Below are 20,735 nucleotides of genomic sequence, written 5' to 3' on the forward strand. Positions count from 1 at the left end.
GGGTTGAGGGCGCAGTTTCAGCGTTCAGGCACGCTTCCGGGTTAGTTTTAAAACACCAGATCGGCGCGATAACGCGTCGGCAATAACACTACGCCAGGAGCCCGCAATAGCTATGAAATCACGTATCACGCACACATTTGGCGCGCGTCTGCGCCGCAGTCTGAACCTGAGCACCGCCATGGTCGCGGTAGCCGTTATGTCGGCCTCCGGCGTCGCCATGGCTCAGGAGGCCGCGCCGGCCGAAGCGGCCGCTGATGAGGTTCAGGAAGTCGTCGTTGTCGGCACGCGCGCGTCGCTTCAGTCGGCCATGAACCGTAAGAAGCGCGCGGGTACGGTGTCGGATTCGATTGTCGCTGAAGATATCGGCCAGTTTCCCGACAAAAACGTTGGCGAAGCTTTGGGCCGTATCACCGGTGTGCAGTTGGCACGAGATATGGGTGAGGGCAATCAGGTATCGATTCGCGGGGTTGAGCCTGACTTGAACCGTGTTGAAATCAACGGCGTCAGCCTGATGTCTACTGCGGGTAATATCAATGTCTACGGCGGTGGTGGTCGCGGTAATGATTTCCGCGAACTGCCTTCGGAAATGGTTAAGTCGATCGACGTGTTCAAGGGATTCACGGCGGACATGACCGAGGGGGGCGTCGGCGGTACGGTTTCGGTTCAAACCCGTCGCCCGCTCGATTTCAAGAAACCGACCTTCTCAATCACGGCATCAGCGCAGAATCTTGATACCCTTGATGGCTGGACGCCACGCGCCAGCCTGTTTGGGGCCACGCAATTGTTTGATGGCAAGCTGGGGCTGATGGGCAGCGTATCGCGCGATAAGGTAAAGACGCGCGGCGACTATATCGACAACCATTCCTGGCGCCGCCTGGCCGACTTTGACAATTCGGAAGAAAAGACGGTTGATTATTACAATTCGGCCTACAATGACACGATCAATGGCGCTTTGTCAGGTATCGGTTCAGAAGCTGACTGTGCCACCGCCGTAACGCCCGACTCTGGCCAAATCAGCACGACGACCTTCCGTAGCGAATGTCTGACCCAGTGGCATGATTATCAGGCCCAGAACCAGCGCTACCGTGTCTGGACGCGTGATGATGACCGCGTTTCCGCGGAATTTACCGCTCAATACCGGGTCAGCGACAATTTCGACGTATGGGCCAGCTATCAGCACAACACCCGCCGTCAGCAACTTAACGACATCAATTATGGCACCAGCTTCACGTCCTTGCGTCGTCTTGATAATGTAAACACCGGCGGTACCTGTACAGGTACTAACGCGAACAACGCCGGTACGGTTCCCGGTATTGTGGTTGATGAAAATCACAATGTTACCTTGTGGACGGCAGGTAGCTGCCTGACCTCGGCTAATAACGGCGGCAACAATGCGTTCAGCATTTCGTCGCGTGACTTCAGCTACAAAGCGACGTCGGAGTATGTGTCGTACGGCTTTAACTATAATGGCGACCGCTGGAAAATTGCCTTTATCGGTGCCAATGCTGAGACCGAGACGCTGAGCAAGTCTAACAATGTCAGTATCGGTTTCGACGTGCCGGGCATGGTGGTGTCGCTGGGGGCCGACAATGCGCCGACCTTCACCTTTGCTGAGGGGTACAGCCCGTCAGATATAAGTGCGGCGCGGCAGTTCCAGATTCAGTATCGCCCGTCACAGGCTGGCAATACAGAAGATCAGTACAAGCTGGACTTCACACACGACACCAACTGGGGCCCGATTGAGAGCGTTCAGTTTGGTGTGCGTTACTCAGACGCGGTCAACTCCGGCTATGGTTACGGTGGCTATATTGTTAGCCAGGGAAATAACCTGACCAGCAATACCGATGATATTGTTGTCTACGCCAATTCCATCAATTCCACGGCGGTTATCACAGACAGTCAACTGGCCGATCAGCTCAATGCGGCAGGCACGGCGCCGTACACCACGACTTTCTGGAACAGCAATGAAACCTGGTCACGCGCCTTTGCCAGTAGCGTCTTCCAGGATGCTATGACGCCATTGCCGTCCGCGTTCCACTACGGCGGTGGTGCTATCGCCAGTCAGTGGCTATACCCAGATTTTAATTCGGTTGCTCAGCATCTGGATACGTCGCATTTCAACCTGGATAATCTCTACACTACGGTCGGCAGTGACGGGCAGCCCTATAACCAAATTCCGTACCGTATTCAGGAAAAGACCAACGCGCAATATTTACGGGTCAACTACGCTTTCCCGGCCTTCACCTATGATGTCGCGGGTAACTTTGGTCTACGTCGCGTTACGACCGAGGTCACGTCCTCGGGGCAGTACACCCGCCGCGAAAACCGTGATGTTGATGTTAATCTTGGCACGACTACGGGCTACGTCGTTGTAGGCAACACCTTCACCACTATGAAAAGTGATTATACGGTTTATCTGCCAAGCTTTAATATCAATGCGTGGATCAAACCGGGTGAACTGAATGTTCGCGCGGGCTGGGCGAAGCTGATGGCGCGTCCGAAGCTGAATTTCATCCAGCCCAACATGACCTGTGATATCAACCTGACCAGTGCCGCCGAAGAAGAACCTGACACCTGTAACGCAGGCAATCCGGATCTGAAACCTTATCGTGCTGATCAGTTCGATCTGAGCGGTGAGTGGTATCCGAACCGCGACACCCAGCTTTCGGTGGGTTTGTTCTATAAAGATATCAAAAGCTTCTATATCGACAGTCGCACATCTTTAGGTCTCCAGGACGTATTTAATGATGGCACGCTCTACTATTACAATACATATGTGAATGGTGAAGGCGCGCAGATAGAAGGTGTTGAACTGACGGCCAAAACGGCCTTTACCTTCCTGCCGGGTATCTGGTCGGGTTTTGGGGTTGATGCCAACTACACCTATCAGGAAGCCAAGAACGTGGAGCTCTATAGCGAGCTGGACGGCTCGGCCTTGCCGTATCCTGGTCTGTCGTCGGACAGCGCCAACCTGACCCTGTGGTACGACAAGGGGCCGATCAATGCCCGTCTGGCCTATAACTATCGCTCTGAATATCTGGCGGCTCTAACGGTTGGCAGCAACACCAAGAACCCGGTATTTGCCGAAGCGACGGGCTATCTGGACGGTAAGATTACCTGGAAGCCCGGCCCGGAAGGTCTGTCGTTCTTCGCCGAAGGTAAGAACCTGACCGGCGAAAGTGAGCGTACGACGGCAGGTGATATCCGTCTGATTAACGAAGGCTACTCCGGTAAGCGTTTCTTTGTTGGTGTGACGATCAAGCGTTAACCAACCCTACATCTCCTCCCCGAGATTGGCTCCTCGATTAGTCCTCCTGGTGCCATGACTTTACCGCCGCTCTGTTTGATCAGGGCGGCGGCTTTTTTATGGGCGCGGGGCGGGGTGCGAATATTACAAGGAATTCATCTTAGCGTGTCGCAAAACCGTTGCGAATGTAAACACATGGTCCTAGGCTCCCCCGCAACAGATTAATGACGGAGTGAGTGACATGGTTGATCGGCGTTCGGTACTGATGGGGGCGGGGGCTTTGGTGGGGGCGACAGCTCTGGGGGGCGGTGCGCAGGCGGCGGTCACGCCTGCGGCTCAACTCAATGCGACCTTTGAATCCATCTTCAAGGAACTGGTCGCCAACTCGCCGATGACCGCGACCGGTCTTGGGCTCGATAAGGGCGAACTGGCACCGCTAAAGGCCAAGCTTGATCCGGCCACGCCTGAAGAGCGCGCGCGCGGCCAGGCCTTCCTTGAAAAGTCGATTGCGTCCATAAAAAAGGTTGATCGCTCTAAGCTTGAGGGCATGGACCGGATCAATTACGACACGGTTCTGTGGGACTATTCCAACACGCTGAGCGGCTATAAGGCGTTCGATTTTGGCGCGCCCGGTTATCCGGCACCCTATGCCATCACCCAACTGACCGGCAGCTATCAGAGCCTGCCGGATTTTCTGGATTCCCAGCACAGCATAGAAACCAAGGCCGATGCCGACGCCTACATGTCGCGCCTGAGCGGCTATGCGACTCTGCTCGATCAGGAGACCGCGCGCTTTAAGGCCGATGTCGCCAAGGGCATAGTGGCCCCTGATTTCGCCCTGCAAAAAGCGATTACGCAACTGAAAGGCCAGCGCGACACTAAGGCCGCGGATTCGACGCTGGTGACCTCGATCACCCGCCGCACCAAGGAAAAAGCCATTGCCGGTGACTGGCAAACGGCGGCCACCATGGCCTATGAAACCGAGGTCGTGGCGGCTCTGGATCGTCAGATTGCGGCGCTTGAGGCGACCCTGCCGACGGCAACCCATGATGCGGGCGTGTGGCATATTCCAAACGGCGAGGCCTATTATGTGTTCGGGGCCCGAAGCGGCACTTCGACCGACATGACGCCGGATGAAATCCACAAGATCGGCATGGATAAGGTCAAGGAAATCAACGCTGAGATCGACCGGATTATGCGCCCGCTCGGCATGACCCAGGGGACGACCGGTGAGCGCCTGAAAGCCATGGCCAAAGACCCGAAGTTTATCTATCCCAACACGGATGCCGGTAAGCAAAAGCTGCTGGACGACCTGAACGCGCAAATTAAGGTCGTTGAGGCCAAGATCCCTGACTATTTCGGGGTCTATGCCAAATCGCCGGTGACGGTGCGCCGTGTGCCGGTGGCGACGGAGCTTGGGGCACCCGGTGGCTATTACTGGCCGGCGTCGCTGGATGGCTCACGTCCGGGGGCCTATTACATCAATCTGCGCGACACCGCTGAGGTGCCAAGCTGGACCCTGCCGACCCTGACCTATCACGAAGCGGTGCCGGGTCACCATATGCAGATTTCGATCCAGCAGGAGAACAAGAACCTGCCGATGCTGCGTCAGATTTCGGGCTTTAACGCCTATATCGAAGGCTGGGCGCTCTATTCCGAAGAAGTCGCGGCCAACGACATGGGCATGTACGCCACCGACCCCTATGGCCGGATCGGCTATCTGCACGACGCCCTATTCCGCGCCTGCCGTCTGGTGGTCGATACCGGGATGCATAGCAAGCGCTGGACCCGTGAGCAGGCCATGGCCTTTATGGATACCAATCTGGGTGACCCGAACGAGACCGAGATCGAACGCTATGCCGTCTGGCCGGGCCAGGCGCTGGGCTACATGGTCGGCAAGATCAAGTGGCTGGAGCTGCGCGCCAAAATGCAGGCCAAGCAGGGGGCTAAGTTCGACATCAAGACCTTCCACGATACGGGCCTTTTGGCCGGTGCCGTGCCGCTGGCCGTGCTGGAGCAGGTCTATAAGGATAAGGGACTCATATAACTCGTGAACAAAGTTTTTGGCTAAAGCCAAAATACTTTTTCACGGAAGGTAGATAGCGGGAGATGATCATGGACAGACGGCAATTACTCACGGGTGCGGGCGCGGTTTTGGGGGCGGCGGCACTGCCGTTGAAGGCCAGAGCGCAAACGGTTTCTGATCCGGCGACGGTCAAGACGCTGAATGATCTGTTTGATAGCATATTCAACGAAGTGGTCGATAATTCGCCGACCTTGGCGACCTCGCTTGGCCTCGACAAAGGTGATCGCGCCGCACTGAAATATAAGTTGGGTGACGCCTCCGAGGCGGAAGAGGCCCGCGATGCGGCGCGCAATGATAAGTATATCACCGCGCTCAAGGCCATTGATCGCTCGAAACTATCGGGCATGGACCGCATCAATTACGACACGGTTCTGTGGAGCGGTGAGAACCAGAAATCCGGCTATGATAAGTTCAAATTCGGAAGCTGGGGCTCTGGCCAGCCCTATGTGCTCAGCCAGTTAGGCGGGGCGTACCGGTCGGTGCCGGATTTCCTCAACAACCAGCACACCATTGAAACCAAGGCCGATGCCGAGGCCTTCCTGAGCCGTATGGACGGCTTTGCGGTGGTCATCGCGCAGGAAACTGAACGCTTTAAATCCGATGTCGCCAAGGGCGTGATCCCGCCGGATTTCGCGCTTGATCGCGCCTTGGGCCAGATGGAAGCCATTCGCGCCATTAAGGGCGCCGACAGTTCGATGGCCAAGACTCTGGCCACCAAAACCACCGCCAAGGGCATTACCGGTGATTGGGCCAGTGAAGCGGCCAAACGGGTCGACGGCGCGATTGCTAAGGCGCTGGACGCGCAAATGGCCGCGGTCAAGGCCGTGCGTCCGAAGGCTGTGCATGACGCCGGTGTGTGGCGCCTGCCGGACGGTGAGGCTTATTACACTTTTGCCGCGCGGGCCGGCACGACCACGACCCTGACGCCCGATGAGATTCACAAAATCGGTCTGGATATGGTCGCGGAACTGACCGCCGAGGCCGATACGCGCTTCAAGGCGCTCGGCATGACCAAGGGCACGGTGGCTGAGCACATGAAGGCCTTGGGCGATGATCCGAAATACCTTTATGACAACACCGATGCGGCCAAGGAAAAGCTGCTGGAAGATCTGAACGTGCAGATCCGCGCGGTTGAGGCCAAGCTGCCCGACTGGTTCGGCACCCTGCCCAAAACCGCCGTCACGGTGCGGCGTGTGCCGAAGGAAATCGAGGCGGGCGCACCGGGTGGTTATTATCAGCGCCCAACCCTGGATGGTTCACGCCCCGGTGCCTATTACATAAACTTACGCGACACCAAAGAATGGCCGAAATGGTCGTTGCCGACGCTGACCTATCACGAAGCCTTGCCTGGCCACCACATGCAGATTTCGATCCAGATGGAAGCGCAAGGCCTGCCCATGCTGCGCCGGATCGGCGGGTTCTCGGCCTATTCCGAAGGCTGGGCGCTGTATACGGAGTTGGTGGCTGCGGAAATGGGCATGTATGACACCGATCCGACGGGCTATATCGGCTATCTGCAGTCGGCCCTGTTCCGGGCGATCCGGCTGGTGGTCGATACCGGCATGCACAGCAAGCGCTGGACGCGCGAACAGGCGATCAAATATTTTGTCGACACCAATGGCGATGCGGAATCGGCGGCCACCACCGAGGTTGAGCGCTATGCCGTCTGGCCGGGTCAGGCCCTGAGCTATATGGTCGGTAAGATCAAGTGGGAGGAACTGCGCGAAAAATCGAAGGCGCATCAGGGCGCTAAGTTCGACATTAAGGCCTTCCACGATCGCGGTCTGGTCAACGGCCCTGTGCCGCTGCAGGTGCTGGAGCAGGTTTACCGCGACGGCGGGTTTATCGCTTAATGAATCTCCTCCCTATCGCAGATGGGGAGGTGGATGCGAGCATGGCGAGCAGACGGAGGGGGAATACTTCCGCTGTCAATCTCGTAGGGGAGAGGGGGCAGATGCCTGTTATTGCCCCCACCACCGCGCCAATAAATTGGCGCGGTCCCCCTCCCCAACAAGTTGGGGAGGTATGATTAATACTCCCCCGGCGTGCCGGGGGAGGTGGCATTGAGCGTAGCGAAAATGACGGAGGGGGGCTCTTATGGCACCGACGTTGTCGTCGTGACTTCACACGTTCTGGGGGCGCGGACACGGCTGACCCACAAAGGCTCCATCAGGCGGTCGCCATCATAAAAGCCGGTGTCGCAGGCATCTTCGGCGCGTGAGCGGTTGGATTTGCGCGCATCGTAGCTGTAGGATATCGCCAGGCTCTGGGTCTCACCGCCGCGTCGCGCATAGCCGTAAGGATGGCCGTACCTGCCGCCGCGATAGCCCGCGTGGCCATAGCCGCCATAGCCAATCGGATCAAAGCCCCCATAGCCATAACCTAGCGGGTCGTACCCGTAACCATCGTATCCAAAGGGGCTGTAACCCCCATAACCGTAACCATAGGGATCGTAGCCGTAGCCATAGACGCTGTTGCGGCCATAGTCGGTCTTGCCAATGGCGATGCCGAGCGTGCCGTGCTCACCGACCGGGATCAGCGAAGCGATATAGCCGCTGCGGTAACCGCCGGTGCCGACGCTGACGCTCACCTCGGTCTGGATGCGGCGCTTATAGGGGTTTTCATCGAGGGTAACCGGCCCGTCGCGGTAGCCAATCGGATCGTCTGAGGTGCGCTCGATCTGGGCGCTGCCATCGAGCGTGGCCAGAAACTGGGATTTTGTGGCATCCAGCGCGGAGATGGGTTCAGGGGCGGGGGGACTTTGTGTTTCCGTCGCGGCGGGCAGGGTGCGGGCGGTGGCGACCACGTCTTCGCTGGCGTCAGCATAGGCGCTGCCGGTTAAGGTCGCCATCAGGATCGCAAGACTAACGGGAAACGCACGCATGAACTCTACCTCCACATAGGCACACTGCATCGCCTATGTAGCGGAATTAAGGCGTGTTTTTATCGGAGTGGCAAGGGTAGTGTTCTAATGGTCGATGATTTAATCTATCATCAGTGAAACTCCAGAGCCTTAAACTCTCATGACGAACCTATCAGAAAAAGCCAGACGTATGGAACTGCGCCGTGTAAGCGGTTTTCGGCAGCAACCGCAGCTAACTGCTACAGTTCCTGCTGCTAGCTACTTGGTGGCACATGCCTGTTTCAAGTGTCGACGATCATTTAAAATCAATGCCGGTTTTTTGGAATTACGAGAAGCGGCTTGTCCAATGTGTCGTCGCCCGCTTGCATGGATGGCCCGATCTTTTAAGGCTCCCAAAAGCTCAGATTTGAAGCAGTGGAAAAAGGTCGAGATGCTTTGGAATGCTGGCGTAAGATTCCATAGCTACGGAGGTTTGGAAAAGCTGCCTGAGACGTTGAAAGAGGTTCCGTCTTTTTTGCAACGCCTGCATGACCGCGAACTTAAGCGATTCAAATCGAACCTTTAGCGATTTACGAAATCCCTTCACCACGGGTCAGTTTGACGAGGATATCGTCCATGCGCTTTTGGCGGGTCTGGGGGCGGACGGCGGTGTGCAGGCGGTGATAGATGGCAAACAGATGGGCGCGGTTTAAGCCCTCAAACCCTGCCTTGGCCTGCGGGCTTGCCGCCAGCGCCGCCAGAAAATCGTCAGGAATGACAAAGTTCGCTGACCCGGCATAGGCCTTGTCCCAGCGCCCGTCCTGCTTGGCGGTCTCGACATGCGCAAGGCCTGACGGCTGCATACGGCTCTCTGTGATCAGGCGCTCGGCATGGTCGCAGTTTTTCTGTGACCAGTTCGATTTCGGCCGGCGCGGCGACAGGCGCTGCAGAAACGACACCTCATCCAGCGACTTTTTGTGGCCGTCGATCCAGCCCCAGGTCAGGGATGCTACGACGCAGTCTTCCCATGTGACGGACGGCGTGCCACTCTGTTTTTTGAATATCCGCACCCACAGTTCGCGCTTCGTGGCGTGGTGTGTGGCCAGCCAGTCGGACAGATGTTCGGGCGTTTCAAAGGCCATATAGTCGGCAGGGCTACTCATCAAACTCAACCACCACGCTGGCGGCGGAGCGGCGGGCGGGGCCGTGATAGACGGCTTCGATATTGTTGCCGTCGGGGTCGATCACAAAGCCAGCGTAATAGCCGGGGTGATACGGGCGCTCACCGGGGCCGCCATTATCCGTGCCACCGCTGTTCAGGGCTGCCGCGTAAAACGCTTTGACCATGGCCTCATCCTTGGCCTGAAACGCCAGATGGTGGCGGCCGGTCAGCTGGCCGTGGGCGGCGGGGCTGTCGGCGCTGCAGACAAACAGTTCATCGACCCAGAAATAGTCAGCGCCGGTGCCGCCCATCGGGATATCGAGGGCGGCCAATACCGCTTCATAAAAGCGCTGACTGGCGGGCAGGTCTTTGACGACCAGTTGGATGTGGTCAATCAGGCGACCGCGATGCAGGCTTTGGGTTTCCATAATGTCTCTCCGTGATGAGCGGAAATGTACATGTCGATGCTGTCGGTTTTTGTCAGCAGGGTTGCCAGGATGCCAGCCTGGCATAGTCATGGGTTCGATGCCCTAGCTTTGATAGTCTTGCAGCAGGGCCTTGAGGCGTGCGCCTTCGGGTTTGAGGACGCGGACATAGCGGATGGCCTGCCACAGGGCCGACACGCCCAAGGCCCCACCAAACAACAGCGCGGCCTGCTGTACATGGGCCAACTCCATCTTGCCCGTGAGCATTAGTTGCCACAGGGCAAATCCGGTAATGACCGGGAAAATGGCCATAATCACCAGCAAAATAAGGGCCTGGGTGCGTGCGGCGCGGTTTTCATCGGCCATGACGCGCAAAGTGTCGGGCAGGGTGCCTTCGGTGTGGGGGAAGGCTCTAAGGTGGCGGTTAAAGCGCTGACGCACCAGCAGGAGTGCTACCCAAGGTGCCGCCAGCATCAGAAGCGGTGCCCATTCGCGCGCCGGATCGAGGCTGTCGTTTTTGATCAGGTCATAACCCGCCACCAAGGTTATGGTCCCCAGAATGGCGCTCATTAACAGGAAGAACAGGTTTTGGCGGTCGCGGCGTTGTTTCAGGGTCGTCATCATATCCTCCAGCAGATAGGCCGTAGCCGTGGCATTAAGGTCGTTGTTGTGGGTGCGCCACAGGCGCGCAAACGCTTCAGTGTTCATCGGATACCTCATGGATCAGGGCCGAAAGACGGGCGCGGGCGCGGGTCAGGCGCGCGCCGATATTGGTCTCAGTCAGGCCATGCAAAGCGGCCATGTCGGCATAGGACGTCTCTTCCAGCCACAGCAGCATCAGCGACCGGTCGATAGGCGATAACTGACGCAGGGCCGCATAAAGCGCCTCAAGCCGCGCACTCTCCCCGTCGGTGCCGCCGTCGTTTAAAGCCGCCATGTCCGTCTGAGCGGCGTGTGCGCGAAACAGATTAAGCGACTGGCGCTTTTTCCACGTCAGGGCGCGGTTGTGAGCGACGCGGTAGATGAAGGTCGAGGGCTTTGCGTCGCCGCGAAAGGCGGGCATGGCTTTCCAGGCGCTGATCATCAGTTCCTGCATCAGATCATGCTGATCGGCGGGCTCGGCAAAGGCGCGGGCAATGCGCATCAGCGCGCCCATGTGCGGCCTTATCCAGTCATCGAAATGCGCGTTGCCCGTCACGCCATGCCCTTTGTCAATCGTGGTGTGTTTGTAAGGTTAGACACTTATGACCGGGGAAACCTTACAGGCGGGGGCCAAAAAACTCAAAAGGGCGGCCGGAACTTAATCCGGTCGCCCTTTTGAGTATAGGTTTATGTAATCGCTGTGCGAATTACACGGCAGCGGCAATGGCCATCAAAAATGCCACCAGCAAAGTGCCGGGTATAGCAAATACAGACGCTTGCCCAAGTCTTTCGCTACGCATGATAAAATCTCCTGTGTGTTTGACAGGATGTATATATGTTGCGGGTGCGAAAGAGTTAAGGGGCGAAAATGTCGCAGGTCTACACATCGTGTAACGGTGCTTTGCTGTCGCTGTTAAGGTTTGTGATCACTTCTTGAACAACGACAGATCAATGGCATCGGCCATGGCTTTGAAGCCCGCCGGTGAGGGGTGGATATGGTCGCCCATATCGTATTCCGGCTTAAGGCGCGACGGATCGGCCGGATCGCGGGTAGCGGCGTCAAAGTCGATCACGCCGTCAAAATTGCCGGGCGTACGAATCCAGGTATTGATCGCCTGACGGTCGGCTTCGTTGAGCGCAGTCGGGCGGTAATAGTCAAAGCCCATATAGGCCATGATGGTGGCGCCGTAGACCTTGATGCCGTGGCTGCGGGCGCGGCTGATCATCTGCTGATAGGCGGTGATCAGGTCGGTAACATGGGCTTTGTGGGCGGCGTCGCTTACCGGCGCTTCGCGGGTCAGGGTGCCGAGGTCATTGACCCCTTCGAGGACGATCAGATACTTCACCCCGGCTTGTGACAGGACATCGCGCTCAAACCGCGCCATGGCGTTAGGGCCTGAGCCGTCGTTGAGGATACGGTTGCCGCCGATGCCCATATTGAGTACGCCGAGGTCTTTTAACTTACGGTCGGCCTGCAGCCGTTTGGCCAGCACATCCGTCCAGCGGTCATTGCCATTGGTGGTCGATCCGCGCCCATCGGTGATCGAATCCCCGATTGTGACGATGGCTGCACCTTTTTTAGCCTCAACCTCGATGGCGGCGATGTGATACCAGCGATCGACCGGGGTTGGGTTGGTGAAATCAGCGGCGGCGACCTGATTGCCGGAGACGCGGTAGGATGTGGTGCGTGACCCCGGATGGCCGGTCTGACGCGCCGGAACTTTGGGCAGATAGAGGCTTATGGCCATATCGGACAAGGGCTTGAGCGCCATATCGACCGGATCGGACTCGTAAGCGGCGCCCGCCGGAATGGTCACCGAAGTGCGGCCCGAAAAGGTCAGGGACGTGCCGGTGGCGGCATCAATACGCGATGTGCCGGGTGTGCCGGGGGCGATGTGGGCCGCCCCTATGGTCAGAGCTTCTGTGCCAAAGGCGTTGGAGATGCGCACCTTAAAGCGCTCACCGCCACGCGAAACGCGCACGATCTGACGCAAGGTGATGTCCTGAGCCTCGGCGGGCAGGGCGTTGTCGCCTTCGGCCAGATATTGCGATGAGCCCCATGTCCCGATCCACTTCTCCGCAAACGCGGCAGGCGACGACAAGGCAAAAGCGGCGGCCAGTACGGCCCACATATGGCGTTTCATATCTTTCTCCCTTTTTGTGGTAGCCTAGAACCAAAGCCACCACAGAGGCAAGAAAAGCATGGTCACGTTTGAAGATATCCGCGCGATTATTTTAAGCTTTCCCGACACAACCGAGGGCATGTCGTGGGATGCCCGCTCATTTAAGGTGGGCAATAAGGCGATCCTGTTCTGGAACCCAAAGCATGATTGCCCGGTATTTAAGGTTGCGTTTGAGGAACGCGATTTCCTGCTGGAGGTCGATCCGGACACCTTTTTCACCACCGATCACCATAAACCCTGGCCGTTGATATTGGGTCGGCCGGAGCGGCTCGACATCGACTGGGTGCGCGCCAATATCGAACGGGTGTGGCGGGCTCAGGCGAAGAAGGCGACTATTAAAGCCTATGACCTCGCGCAGCTATAGGCGAAAAAAAAGACCCCGGAGAAGGGGATCCTCCGGGGGAAGTAGGGGGCCTAATTAGGGATTAGGGCTTAAAGTATTTCGAACACTTTACGCAACGCTACTATCTAACTACTGGGGTAATACGACCTTATCGATCACATGGATCACACCGTTCGATTGCCAAAGATCGGCCGCGGTGACATGGCCGGATGCGCCGGTTTCATCGATCAGTTTGATCTTACCCATATCCTGAGTGGCGGTGAGGGTGTCGCCGCTGACGGTGGTGATCTTGTAGCTGCCGCCACCCGCCGCGATCAGTTCACCGAGCTTTTTGGCCGACACCTTACCGGCGACGACGTGATAGGTCAGGACCTTGGTCAGTTGGGCCTTGTTCTCAGGCTTGAGCAGGGTATCAACCGTGCCGGCGGGCAGGGCGTTAAAGGCGTTATTGGTGGGCGCAAAGACGGTGAATGGGCCAGTGCCTGACAGGGGGCCCGCCAGATCTGCGGCCTTAACGGCGGCGACCAGGGTGGAAAAATCCGGGTTGGCGGCGGCGGTTTCGACGATGGTCTTATCGGCTTTTTTGGCATGATGATCCGCCATGGCCGGGGCGGCCATCAGGCTGGCTCCAATCAGGATGGACGCGGCAAAACGGCCCATCGGGCGCAGATGTGACATGGTAGCTCCTTGAGTGGTTTTTGAATGAAACTTGGAGGGGACATGGAAAATCAAAGCGCGCTTCTGATCAGGAATACGCCGCCGAGCGGAGCGCGGATTGCCGCGATCTCAGATTTTGCCGATATTTTATTTTGCCTATGCTCGCCTGCGGTAACCTAAAGGCCGCAATTGCGACACAGGGCGGTGGTTCAGTTCCGGTTATGGCGGCCCGCAAACCTAACGATAAAAAAACGATCCTGCTGGGTCTGGGCGTCGCTGTGATCGTGCATGGTCTGACCGGCTGGGCGCTGTGGCAGACGCAGGCCAGATTCGATTTGCCGGAGGTGCGGGCGATCGAGGCCGTAATGGTCGAGATGCCGCCACCGCTTCCGCCGGAGGGTGCAGACAGCACCGATGAGCCCGCCCCCGTTCAACCCAAGCCAAAGCCCGCAACGCGACCGGAGCGAGAGCCTGACGTCAGTGTAATACCCAAAGCGACGACACCCGCCCCGGTCCCTAAACCCGCTATCGTAACGGCCGCCGGTCCATCCGCAACCTCGGCGGCGCAAGGTGCTGCGCCGGGTGTGGTGACGCCCAAGGCTTATGGTGGCGGGGGCACGCGCGGGGCTTTGACCAAGGCTTTGCTCAAGCGCGAACTGTGTCAGCAGCAGCGGTTGGCCGGAAAGGTGATGGATAAGGATTGCGCTTTGGAAGATATAGCCAAGGACGCCAAGCCTCTGCCGCTTCAGCCGCCCGAGAAGCGTGCGGCAAAACTGTGTATTGCTGAGCGCGAAAAAGACTGGAAACGCTACCGCGATGGCACAGGCCCCTATCCGGGCCTGCGCAACATGATCAAAGGCAACAAAGACTGCTTAAAGGACTGGCGTGATTGACGGTTTTTGAACTACCGGTTCATAAGGTAGAGACACATTACCGCGCTTACACTTACGATATTCAAGGCGGCATACTCCCACCGCTCAGCCTTAATGACCGGATAGGTTTCAAGGGCGCGAAGCTCCTCAAAATATTGCTCTGGCGCGCCGTTTTTCAGAGCCTTTATACGCTGACGGCGATAGGTTTTGGTTTCTGGCCATTGTCCCCAGGACAGAACCAGAGCCAGCAGCAATATAGCCTCTGTCAGTAATTTTAGAGTGATCACGCGCCGCCCCCTTCATGCATCTCGTGCGTGCAAATGAAGGTGGCTCTGATTAAAGGGGCTGTCAATGTTGCAGATGCGGCTACACATGCCACAATCGCGCCGCAAGCGGTGATTAGTCTGGTGATGAACTGAGTATTAACGCCCGGGTAAGACTTTGGTCATAGCTCTAGGGTTAATATCAGGTTATCAAAAGCCTTTTTCTCAGGAGTATCCGCCCTCATGGATCGTCGTCAGTTAGAACGTCGTCAATTCGTCACCTCTGGTCTGGCACTGGGGGCGGCCCCGCTGATCGGCGGGCTGTTACCCGGCCTGGCCCAGGCGGCCCCACCGGTAGCCACGCCGACCTATCAGAACAATCCTGCCTCCGAAGACAGCACCTATTCGCGCGACGAAGTGCTCAATGCCGGCTCCAATTTCTTAGGGGTGACGGTTGAGGCTCTGGGCGGCGCGATCGAGCGCATCTTTGGCGATTACGGTGACCGTCCGACCGCCTATATTGCCGGTGAAGAAGGCTCCGGGGCTATCGGGGTTGGTCTGCGCTACGGTAAGGGACTGGTGCACATGAAAACCGCTCAGCGCCCGACGACGGTGTACTGGCAAGGGCCGTCGATTGGCTTTGACACCGGCGCCAATGCGTCGCGCGTGTTCACATTGGCCTACTTCCTCGATAATCCTGAGCAGGTGTTCCGCCGCTTTCCGGGCGTCGAAGGCTCAGCCTATTTCATCGGGGGCTTAGGCGTAAACTATCAACGCGCCGAAGGCATTGTGCTGGCGCCGATCCGCGCCGGTGTCGGCTTCCGTCTGGGGGCCAATGTCGGCTGGCTGTCCTATTCCAAAAAGCGCAATATCCTGCCGTTCTGATCGAACACAGGCACCTAAAGAATCAAGCCCAGTACGGAGGTTTTAGGCCTCTGTGCCGGGTTTTTCTTTGTGCGCACGCTATTAGCCGTGGCATAACAGGCACAGCCGTAAGCGATCGCGCGGGGGCAATGATCCGGTAACGGCATAATTTTCTGAAACATTATTCCATGAATTCAGAAATTTGACAGCGGTTGTTATGCTGTCGTCGCAGGACTGACGTGTGCGTGTAATGTATCCGTCTCTAATCTGTCGTCTGCTGAGCCTAAGAGCGCCTTAAAGCCATGTGGGCTTTGGGGATACGACAATGAAGACAGCCTTATTTACCAACGTGGCCGTTGTGGCCATTCTGAGTGCCGCCACGTTTGCGCCGGTCGCTTTTGCTGACACCGTAGCTGCTGCCGATCCGGCTGCGGATGAAACCATCACCGAAGTTATTGTCTACGGTCAGGGCCAGAGCCGCCAGATTCAGGCCGTCAAGGCGAGCGAACTGGCGCTGGAAGCGCCGGGTACCAGCCCGCTGAAAGCCATCGACAAACTGCCGGGCGTGACTTTCCAGTCCGCTGATCCTTTCGGGGCCTATGAGTGGTCAACCCGGATCGGCGTGCGCGGCTTTAACCAGAACCAGATGGGCTTTACCCTGGACGGCGTGCCACTGGGCGACATGTCCTACGGCAACCACAATGGCCTGCACATTTCGCGCGCCATCACCAACGAAGACGTGGCTCGCGTTGAGCTGACGCAAGGGGCGGGTTCACTGTCGACGGCCTCGACCTCAAACCTTGGCGGCACGCTGCAGTTCTTCTCGCGCGATCCGTCCAATGATATGGGGGGCGAAGTGGCGGGTACCGTAGGTTCCGAAGCCATGCACCGTCTTTATGGCCGCTTTGAAACCGGTGAGATCGCGCAACTGAACAACCTGCGCGCCTATGTGTCGGTTGCCGATCAAAAGACCGACAAGTGGAAGGGCGGCTCTGAGCAAAAGCAGCGCCAGATCAGCGCCAAGGCCGTCATGCCAATCGGCGAAGGTGAACTGACCGGTTTCATCAACCGCTCAGAACGCCGTGAGCAGGACTATCAGGACATGTCGTTTGACATGATCAGCCGTCTGGGCCGCGACTGGGATAACTTCCAGCCAAACTGGGCTCTGGCCAATCAGGTCGCCGCTGCTTACCTTACAAATCAGCCCTTGCCAGCGCCGGTGGCGACGGTCGATGATGCCTACTACGCCGGTGCGGGCATCCGTGACGACAATCTGGGTGCCGTGAGCATCAATTATCCGCTGACCGACATCATCAGCGTCAAGGCCAGTGTCTATAAGCACACCAACGAAGGGCAGGGCCTGTGGTACACGCCTTACGTGCCGTCTCCGAACTTCGGTGTGTCGGGTGCGACCAGCAATAATGCTGCCCTGTCGATCCGCACGACTGAATATGACGTTGATCGTACCGGTGCCTTCGGGTCGCTGATGTTCGATCTGGGCGCGCATCAGGTTGAGGCCGGGTTCTGGATCGAAGACAACGACTTCAATCAGGCCCGCCGCTTCTATGGTGAAACCCTGTCGGCCCCGTCGCGTGATCCGCTCGACTTCCAGTCCGGCGCTTTCTTCACCCAGTGGGAATATGCCTTCAACACCAAGACCACGGTCGGCTATGTCCAGGACGTCTGGACTGTCACCGACGCCTTTAAGGTCAATTTTGGCTTCAAGGCTGTCAAGGTCGAGAACGAAGTCAAGACCGTCACGGCCGCCACCCCAATGAACGGCTCGCTCGAATCCAAGGATAGTTTCCTGCCGCAGGTCGGGGCTGTTTATAAGCTTGACGACAATATCGAACTGTTCGGCGGCTATACCGAAAACATGGCAGCCTATGTGTCAGCGGCCACCTCCGGCCCGTTCGGCGCTCAGTCTCAGGCCGTGCTGGACTATGTGAAGTCGTCGATCGATCCGGAAACCTCCAAGACCATCGAGGGCGGCCTGCGCTTGAACGCCGGTTCGGCCTTCCAGGGCGTGCTGGCGCTTTACCATGTCGAGTTTGATAACCGTCTGCTGGGTGTGGCTCAGGGGGCGGCGATAGTCGGCAATGCGACCGTGCTGTCGAACGTCGGGGGTGTTGAAACCAATGGCGTGGAAGTGGCCGGTACCTACCGCATCACGCCGGAATGGAAGATCTATTCGTCCTACAGCTATAACGACTCCCAGTATCAGGATAATGTCGTCAATGCTGCGGGTGTGATCCAGGCCAACACCAAGGGCAAGACCGTCGTTGATACGCCTAAGCACATGTTCAACGCCGAAGTGGCTTACGACAACGGTAAGCTGTTCGGTACGCTCGGCATGAAGTTTACGGGTGAGCGCTACTACACCTATGAAAACCGCGGCGGTAAGGTTGACAGCGCAAAGGTGGCTGACTTCACGGCGGGTTATCGCTTTGGCAATGATCTGGATGTGCAACTGAACGTCACCAACCTGCTGGACGAAGACTATATCTCGACCATCGGTTCGGGCGGCTTCACAAATGCTGATGTGGCGGGCACAGCCCAGACCATCCTGCCGGCAGCCCCGCGCATGGCCTTCATCACGGTCAAGAAGCGGTTTTAAGACCTTTAGAACCTCCCCTCTTGCCAAGTGCTTGGGAGGGGAGGGGGACCGCAAGCGTCAGCGTAGCGGTGGTGGGGTAAACTCACCCCCTCTTTCATTTGGCACGCCAAATAAAAGCTCCCCCTGCAGGGGGAGTTCTTTTTTCACAGATGCACTTCTGTGCCCTCATGGGCGCTGAGTTGGCCGAGTTCCAGGATACGCATGACCTCATAGGCCTCTTCGGCGGGGACGGGGTTCGGCGCGTCGTCCATGATTGCGGCGGCAATGGCCTCATAAAAGCTGAGGTGGCGGCCGCGTTCAGACATCACGCTTTCATTGATGCCGACATGGTCGTCGATGATCACCGGCCAATAACTGCCTTCGTGGGGATCAATCCCAAAGTTGGGATCGGTCGGATCGCCGCCGGCTTTGAGCGCATCTTCCTGCGGATCGAGGCCGTATTTAACAAAGGTGCCTTTGGTGCCGTGGATCTCAAAGCGCGGGCCGGCGGCGGGGGTCAGCACACTGGCACTCAACGTCACCCGCAGGCGCTCATATTTCAGCGTGATGTTGAAGTAATCATCAACCACACTGCCGTCACGCTGCTTGGCCATGTCAGCGATCAGGGAGATGGGCTTACCGAACAGGCACAGCATCTGGTCGACCAGATGCGGCCCCAGATCAAACCACAGGCCTGAACCGGGCCCTTCCTGTTCGCGCCAGCGGTTACGTAGTTTGGGGCGAAAGCGATCAAAGCGCGACACAAGTCGGGTGATCTCGCCGAGTTTGTCATCGGCAATCAATCGTTGCACGGTCAGAAAATCGGCGTCCCAGCGCCGGTTATGAAACACCGACAGCAGTCGGCCTGACGCCTTGGCCTCAACCATCAAGGCTTCGGCCTCATCAAGATTGATAGCAAACGGTTTATCGACCACAACATGCTTACCGGCGCGTAAGGCCGCCAGCGCTTGCGGCGCGTGCAGGGCGTTGGGGGTGGCAATGACCACCAGATCAATCTCAGGGTCATTAAGCGCGGTCTCTAAGTCGGGGACGACCCGCACACCCGGCACGGCAGTTGCGACATCGGCGGGGCGTGACGAGACGATGGTGTGCAACCGCAAGCCCTTGGTCGCGCGGATCAGCGGTGTGTGGAAGATGCGACCGGCATTGCCAAAGCCAACGACGGCGGCATTCACATTAGAAACCATAATTAAAACTCACACTTATGCGGACATCATCGCTCTGGTTCATCGTCACTTCGTGGCGCAGCCAGCTTTCCCACATCAGTATAGTGCCCGCAGATGGCGCTTCGTAAGCAAAGACTTCGTGATCGCGGCGGTGGGGTGTTTTGCGCGGCGGGGCGTTCATAAAGCCCATCAGACGCGGGTCCTCGAACTTGAGCGCTGACGCCTTATCCGGCACCGCGACATAGAATGTGCCGGAAATGACGCTGTGCGGGTGGATGTGGCCGGAATGAAAGCCGCCGGGTTCCAGGATGTTGATCCAGATATTGTCGATTTTCAGCTTCTTGCCGGCCAGATCGTATTCCAGAACCTCAGCAAAGGCGTGGACGTGGGCATCGAGCTGTTTTTTAAGGTCGGCAAACACCGGCGCATAGTGGATGAGGTTGCTCATCGACCCATAGGACGTATAGCCCGGATAGGCGTTTTTCTCGCACCAGTCATGGCCCGCCTCATCGTCATCGGCAAAGGCCCGGCAAGTGTCGTCGATTTCTTCGATGAAGGTCGCAAAACCGGCCTCACCGGTCAGGTCGGCGCGGTAGATTTCGGTGACAAACAGAGGGGTAATGGTGGCGGGGGAGGGTATTTTCATGACGCCTGTTTAGCGCCGATAACGGGGCGCGGGCAAGCGGTGTTTAGAAAGCGGCTTCTGCCCCACCGCCTTTGCTTAGAGGATCAGAGCCGTAACGGTTCTGCCCCTTGGTGCCTTTGACTAGGGAGAGGACGAGCAGAAGGGCGTAAACATAATAGCTAGATATACTTGTAACCCATGAGACTTTCTGATGAGCCGCCACGAATTGATCAGTATCGAAATTTTGGAAAGATATGAAACTGGTTCCTGCGATGCCAACAACGATTGGAATGAATAGGCCCAGCGCTGGGAATGCTGACCAATTGACATCATGCAGACGTTTTACTGTGACCGCAAATGCGGGCCAAAGCGTTATGAAGGTGACGAAGGCCGGTATAGAAAGCGCTAGCCCATAGCGCATCATGTCTTCTTTAGGAAAATAGGTTTGGATCAGGAAATAGCTTCCGGTGAGGATTAAATTTAACCCAACGACAAATAAAATAAACGGCAGGCGCGTGACGCGGCCTTGGGTCGAGAACAGAAATTTGAGCGCTGACAATGAATTATCCCCCCTGATTTTTTGTGAGCTTAGAGCGGGGAGTATGGTCTGTAAATACCTTAAGAGCCTCCCCTGTTGCAGGGGTTTGACGCCAACAAACGATCCAGTGAATCGTTTGTCAGTCATGGGAGGCCGTCAGGCCGGAGGTGGGGTAAACACAACGGACATTGTTAAGTAACCCC

General features: G+C 57.4%; 19 protein-coding genes. 8 read left to right on the plus strand and 11 right to left on the minus strand.

Annotated features, from left to right (window positions below):
- The first annotated feature begins 112 nt into the window (after nucleotides 1-112).
- The 3 genes from OVA03_RS00415 to OVA03_RS00425 all read left to right on the plus strand — a co-directional run bounded on the left by OVA03_RS00415 (nucleotide 113) and on the right by OVA03_RS00425 (nucleotide 7,186).
- Nucleotides 113-3,268, plus strand: a complete 3,156-nt coding sequence (locus OVA03_RS00415) for a TonB-dependent receptor (protein ID WP_267526278.1) — start codon at nucleotides 113-115, stop codon at nucleotides 3,266-3,268.
- A gap of 220 nt (nucleotides 3,269-3,488) precedes the next feature.
- Nucleotides 3,489-5,294: a DUF885 domain-containing protein gene (locus OVA03_RS00420; protein ID WP_267526279.1), complete on the plus strand. Its 1,806-nt coding sequence runs from the start codon at nucleotides 3,489-3,491 to the stop codon at nucleotides 5,292-5,294.
- A gap of 68 nt (nucleotides 5,295-5,362) precedes the next feature.
- The gene (locus tag OVA03_RS00425; protein WP_324291015.1) at nucleotides 5,363-7,186 is read left to right on the plus strand and encodes a DUF885 domain-containing protein; all 1,824 of its coding nucleotides are present in this window, start codon (nucleotides 5,363-5,365) and stop codon (nucleotides 7,184-7,186) included.
- 242 nt (nucleotides 7,187-7,428) lie between these two features.
- Here OVA03_RS00425 and OVA03_RS00430 read toward each other — a convergent pair whose 3' ends face one another.
- Nucleotides 7,429-8,217 (minus strand): hypothetical protein, encoded by a 789-nt coding sequence (locus OVA03_RS00430; RefSeq protein WP_267526281.1) that lies wholly within the window; start codon nucleotides 8,215-8,217, stop codon nucleotides 7,429-7,431.
- A 139-nt stretch (nucleotides 8,218-8,356) separates the two neighbouring features.
- Here OVA03_RS00430 and OVA03_RS00435 point away from each other — a divergent pair, with 139 nt between their 5' ends.
- The gene (locus OVA03_RS00435) at nucleotides 8,357-8,761 is read left to right on the plus strand and encodes a hypothetical protein (protein ID WP_267526282.1); all 405 of its coding nucleotides are present in this window, start codon (nucleotides 8,357-8,359) and stop codon (nucleotides 8,759-8,761) included.
- Nucleotides 8,762-8,765: 4 nt separating this feature from the next.
- Here the strand turns inward: OVA03_RS00435 and OVA03_RS00440 are convergent, their stop codons facing one another.
- From OVA03_RS00440 to OVA03_RS00460, 5 genes are all read right to left on the minus strand, one after another.
- Nucleotides 8,766-9,338, minus strand: a complete 573-nt coding sequence (locus tag OVA03_RS00440; RefSeq protein ID WP_267526283.1) for a YdeI/OmpD-associated family protein — start codon at nucleotides 9,336-9,338, stop codon at nucleotides 8,766-8,768.
- Entirely contained in the window at nucleotides 9,331-9,765 is a 435-nt protein-coding gene (locus OVA03_RS00445) for a VOC family protein (protein WP_267526284.1), read from the minus strand. Before OVA03_RS00445 ends, OVA03_RS00440 begins: the two co-directional genes overlap by 8 nt.
- Before the next feature lie 102 nt (nucleotides 9,766-9,867).
- Nucleotides 9,868-10,470 (minus strand): hypothetical protein, encoded by a 603-nt coding sequence (locus tag OVA03_RS00450; RefSeq protein WP_267526285.1) that lies wholly within the window; start codon nucleotides 10,468-10,470, stop codon nucleotides 9,868-9,870.
- Complete coding sequence (locus OVA03_RS00455) at nucleotides 10,460-10,960, minus strand: RNA polymerase sigma factor (RefSeq protein ID WP_267526286.1); 501 nt, start codon at nucleotides 10,958-10,960, stop codon at nucleotides 10,460-10,462. The genes OVA03_RS00450 and OVA03_RS00455 overlap by 11 nt, the downstream gene beginning before the upstream one ends.
- Before the next feature lie 370 nt (nucleotides 10,961-11,330).
- Nucleotides 11,331-12,548: an SGNH/GDSL hydrolase family protein gene (locus tag OVA03_RS00460; protein WP_267526287.1), complete on the minus strand. Its 1,218-nt coding sequence runs from the start codon at nucleotides 12,546-12,548 to the stop codon at nucleotides 11,331-11,333.
- 58 nt (nucleotides 12,549-12,606) lie between these two features.
- On the opposite strand from OVA03_RS00460, the gene OVA03_RS00465 reads away from it, so the two are divergent.
- Entirely contained in the window at nucleotides 12,607-12,951 is a 345-nt protein-coding gene (locus OVA03_RS00465) for an MmcQ/YjbR family DNA-binding protein (protein ID WP_267526288.1), read from the plus strand.
- A gap of 108 nt (nucleotides 12,952-13,059) precedes the next feature.
- Here OVA03_RS00465 and OVA03_RS00470 read toward each other — a convergent pair whose 3' ends face one another.
- Nucleotides 13,060-13,608, minus strand: a complete 549-nt coding sequence (locus tag OVA03_RS00470) for a fasciclin domain-containing protein (protein ID WP_267526289.1) — start codon at nucleotides 13,606-13,608, stop codon at nucleotides 13,060-13,062.
- 200 nt (nucleotides 13,609-13,808) lie between these two features.
- On the opposite strand from OVA03_RS00470, the gene OVA03_RS00475 reads away from it, so the two are divergent.
- On the plus strand, nucleotides 13,809-14,480 hold the full coding sequence (locus tag OVA03_RS00475) for a hypothetical protein (protein WP_267526290.1): 672 nt from the start codon (nucleotides 13,809-13,811) through the stop codon (nucleotides 14,478-14,480).
- Nucleotides 14,481-14,491: 11 nt separating this feature from the next.
- Here OVA03_RS00475 and OVA03_RS00480 read toward each other — a convergent pair whose 3' ends face one another.
- Nucleotides 14,492-14,746, minus strand: a complete 255-nt coding sequence (locus tag OVA03_RS00480; protein WP_267526291.1) for a hypothetical protein — start codon at nucleotides 14,744-14,746, stop codon at nucleotides 14,492-14,494.
- Between the two features lie 219 nt (nucleotides 14,747-14,965).
- On the opposite strand from OVA03_RS00480, the gene OVA03_RS00485 reads away from it, so the two are divergent.
- Nucleotides 14,966-15,607, plus strand: coding sequence for a DUF1134 domain-containing protein (locus OVA03_RS00485; protein ID WP_267526292.1), 642 nt, complete (start codon nucleotides 14,966-14,968; stop codon nucleotides 15,605-15,607).
- 304 nt (nucleotides 15,608-15,911) lie between these two features.
- Nucleotides 15,912-18,203: a TonB-dependent receptor gene (locus OVA03_RS00490; RefSeq protein ID WP_267526293.1), complete on the plus strand. Its 2,292-nt coding sequence runs from the start codon at nucleotides 15,912-15,914 to the stop codon at nucleotides 18,201-18,203.
- Between the two features lie 143 nt (nucleotides 18,204-18,346).
- On the opposite strand, the gene OVA03_RS00495 is transcribed toward OVA03_RS00490, so the two are convergent.
- The 3 genes from OVA03_RS00495 to OVA03_RS00505 are packed head-to-tail and all read right to left on the minus strand — an operon-like array spanning nucleotide 18,347 to nucleotide 20,679.
- Nucleotides 18,347-19,390: an oxidoreductase gene (locus OVA03_RS00495; protein ID WP_267526294.1), complete on the minus strand. Its 1,044-nt coding sequence runs from the start codon at nucleotides 19,388-19,390 to the stop codon at nucleotides 18,347-18,349.
- Complete coding sequence (locus OVA03_RS00500) at nucleotides 19,380-20,015, minus strand: TIGR02466 family protein (protein WP_267526295.1); 636 nt, start codon at nucleotides 20,013-20,015, stop codon at nucleotides 19,380-19,382. Before OVA03_RS00500 ends, OVA03_RS00495 begins: the two co-directional genes overlap by 11 nt.
- A gap of 43 nt (nucleotides 20,016-20,058) precedes the next feature.
- On the minus strand, nucleotides 20,059-20,679 hold the full coding sequence (locus OVA03_RS00505; protein WP_267526296.1) for a DUF805 domain-containing protein: 621 nt from the start codon (nucleotides 20,677-20,679) through the stop codon (nucleotides 20,059-20,061).
- Nucleotides 20,680-20,735 lie beyond the last annotated feature (56 nt).

It is taken from the genome of Asticcacaulis sp. SL142 (assembly GCF_026625745.1).
In the GTDB taxonomy this organism is placed as follows: Bacteria; Pseudomonadota; Alphaproteobacteria; order Caulobacterales; family Caulobacteraceae; genus Asticcacaulis.